The sequence below is a fragment of the Gordonia otitidis NBRC 100426 genome (assembly GCF_000248075.1).
Taxonomy (GTDB): Bacteria; Actinomycetota; Actinomycetes; order Mycobacteriales; family Mycobacteriaceae; genus Gordonia; species Gordonia otitidis.
On the sequence record NZ_BAFB01000068.1, the window covers coordinates 1 to 3,192 of the forward strand.

Here is a 3,192-nt window from a genome sequence, read left to right on the forward strand (position 1 = left end):
TTCTGCACACGTCGCAGGATGGTCGGATTCATGGCTGCCAGGATAACCGTCGACGCCGACGGCCCTATTTCTGCGCGACCTGTGCCGCGATCGCGGCGTGCACCTCCCGTAGCCGCGAGCGGTCGGTGACCACCTCGACCACCTCGATGCCCCCGGCCTCCGGACTCAGCGGCTCACTCAGTACACCCGACAGCTCGCCCAGCGACACCCGACGATGCGCCACCCGCATCCCTGCGCACAACGCGGCGAGGTCGGTGCGATGGGGCGTCCCGAAGACCCGCTCGTACGCGCCCGACAGTGCGCCGGAGTCGAGCCCTGGATCCCCCTGCTCGAGCAGCCCGAAGATGCCGCCACCATCGTCGTTCGCGACGACGATCCGCAGCGACGACGGCCGCGGCTCCCCCGGTCCGATGATCAGTCCGGTCGAGTCGTGGATGAAGGTCAGGTCGCCCATCAGGGCAACGGTCCGCGCCGACCCACCGGCCAGCGCTGCCCCGATCGCCGTCGAGTTCGTGCCGTCGATTCCCGCGACACCCCGGTTCGACAGCACGCGGACCCCCTCGGACACCCGACCGGCCAGCGCGACGTCGCGGATCGGATTACTTGCGCCCACCACGAATTGGTCGCCCGCGGACAGCGCGGCGCTCACCACCCGTGCCACGTGCAGCCCGGTCGGCGGACCCGGTTCGTCGAGCACGGCGTCGACGGCTCCTAGCACGCGCTGCTCCAGCGCCGCGCACTCCTTCAGCCAGTCCTCGCGTGGCTCGCCGATCACTTCGGCGCGCGTCCCGGTGGCGTACACATTTCCCGACACATCCGGCCAGCGCGGTCCGGTGGTCAGCGCGTAGACGCGCACGTCGGGATCGGCCAGCAACCGTGACACCCCGCGATGCAGCGTCGGACGTCCACAGATGATCGCCTGCTGCGGCTTGATCGAGCCGAGCGCGAGCGGATGCAGCGGCGTCGCGGCGTGCGGTGCGGTCGGTTCGGCGACCGTCGGCACCCCCGCCAGCTCGGGATGTACGCCCGACCCGTGTCCGGAGATCACCACCGTGTCCAGCGACAGGTCGATCGGCAGCGGGACGTCGAGTTTCGCGACCGGCGCCTGCGTCCACGGCACGCCGCCCGGCCTACCCGCGAAGACACCCAGATCGTCCTCCGACGACGCGACGTCGGACACCAGCGGCTCGCGCAGCGGGATGTCGAACTGCACCGGGCCGGGGTTTCCCGTCCGCGCACCACGCGCCGACGCCAGCACCCGCCCGACCGCCGACCGCCACTGGCTGTTCGTGTCTAGGCCCTCCTCGGCCAGTCCGATACTGATCGCCGCCCGAACCTGTGTACCGAAGATGCCGAACTGCTCGACAGTCTGGTTCGCTCCCGACCCCAGGAGCTCATAGGGCCGATTGGCGCTGACCACCACCAGCGGCACCCGCGCATAGTTCGCTTCGAACACCGCGGGTCCCATGTTCGCGACGGCCGTGCCGCTCGTCATCACGATCGGCACCGGCTGCCCCGACGACACCGCCAGCCCCAACGCCAGAAAGCCCGCCGAGCGCTCGTCGATGCGCACGTGCAACCGCAGCCGACCCTCCCGATCCGCCAGGTACAGCGCGTAGGCCAGCGGCGCGTTGCGCGAACCCGGACACAGCACCGCCTCCCGCACACCGCCGCGGACCATCTCGTCGACGATCACCCGCGCCTGCAGCGTCGATGGATTCGGCCCCTGCGCACCCCGCCCACCGGGACGTGACGTTGTCGAGGAATTCATGAGCTCCAGCCTATGTCCGACGCCGAGGGCACCGAGATCCGCGCCGACGGCACCGCATTTCCCGCCGACAGCACCAAGATCCACACCGAGAGCACCCGGCCACACCCTCGCTAGGCTCGACCGGGTGTCCCGCTGGTTCCTGCTCGCGGCGCTCACGGTCGGTGTCAGCGTCCTGCTGGACCTCATCGACGTCGACGCCGCGCCGCTCTTCGCCGGACTCCTCGTGGCCGCACTCCTCGCGATCGTCGGCCTCGCCCCACGGCCGCGGTCTTCAGCCGGCGGCACCGGAAAACACGCCGACGGCACCGGAAAATCCGCCGACAGCACCGCCCCCGACGCCGACGGCACCGCAAAACCCGCCCACAGCACCGACCCGCCCATGGTTCCGCGTGCGGCGATGCTCGCAGCTCAGGGCACCGTCGGTGTCTACATCGGCACCATGGCCGACCCGACGACCATCTCGGGACTGGGCTCCGACTGGCTACCCGTCCTTGTCGTCGGGCTCTGCACACTGGCGCTGTCCGTCGCGGGAGGTGCGCTCCTGGGTCTCCACAATGACGTCGACGCCCTGACGGGCTCCCTCGCCCTGGTCGCGGGCGGGGCGTCGGGCCTGGTTGCGCTGACCCGCGATCTCGGTGGTGATGAGCGCGTAGTCGCGGTCGTCCAGTACGTTCGGGTCGCGATCGTGACCAGCACCATTCCCCTCGTGGCGTCGTTGGTGTTCTACGCGTCGTCGTCGACGGCCGTCGTGGTCCGCCCGACGTGGGGCGACCAGGCGTGGGGTGTGCTGCTCCTCGCGGTCTGCATCGGTGTGGGATATCCCCTCGGACGCCTCGTCCATCTCCCCGCCGCGGGCCTGCTCGGACCGATGGCGCTCGCGACCGCGGCCGAACTCACCGGGATCGCCGGTGACGCGGCCGTCCCATCGGTGCTGCTCGCGGTCGCATACGCGGTCATCGGATGGCAGGCAGGCCTCGGATTCACCGTTCCCCGACTTCGCGCCATCGGCCGTATCCTCCCCGCCGCGATCGTCCTGATCCTCGCGATAGGCATCGGCTGCGCCCTGCTCGGCGTGCTGCTGTCGTGGTGGACCGGCGAATCGATGTTCGATTGCTACCTGGCCACCACTCCCGGCGGCATCTACGCAGTGCTCGCCGCCGCGACCGCTGCCGGGTCGAACGTCGCATTCGTGGTCGCCGCCCAGATCCTGCGCGTGCTGCTCATGCTGTTCGTCGCACCGTTCGCCGCACGTGCCGCGGCACGCAGACCTGCCTCCTGATCGGTGCAACCACCGGACTCCCATTGTTGGACTCCCATTGTTACTGTGACCGGAGTCGCATATACATTGAAGCCATGACCGGTGAGAGCCAGCCCGAAAAGACCACACCGACGACACAGAGCGCCCCGACGGCACCGGACAC

At 69.9% G+C, this 3,192-nt stretch carries 2 protein-coding genes; one reads left to right on the forward strand and one right to left on the reverse strand.

Features of this window, described 5'->3' with window-relative positions:
- Positions 1-64: 64 nt before the first annotated feature.
- Positions 65-1,771, reverse strand: coding sequence for a 2-succinyl-5-enolpyruvyl-6-hydroxy-3-cyclohexene-1-carboxylic-acid synthase (gene menD, locus GOOTI_RS06660; protein ID WP_039993658.1), 1,707 nt, complete (start codon positions 1,769-1,771; stop codon positions 65-67).
- 124 nt (positions 1,772-1,895) lie between these two features.
- On the opposite strand from menD, the gene GOOTI_RS06665 reads away from it, so the two are divergent.
- Positions 1,896-3,050 carry an AbrB family transcriptional regulator gene (locus GOOTI_RS06665; RefSeq protein WP_007237801.1) on the forward strand — a complete coding sequence of 385 codons (1,155 nt, stop codon included), beginning with the start codon at positions 1,896-1,898 and terminating at the stop codon, positions 3,048-3,050.
- Positions 3,051-3,192: the final 142 nt, after the last annotated feature.

Excerpts from the sequence above, each read along its gene's own strand:
- menD (WP_039993658.1), bottom strand. The coding sequence starts at position 1,771 with ATGAATTCCTCGACAACGTCACGTCCCGGTGGGCGGGGTGCGCAGGGG.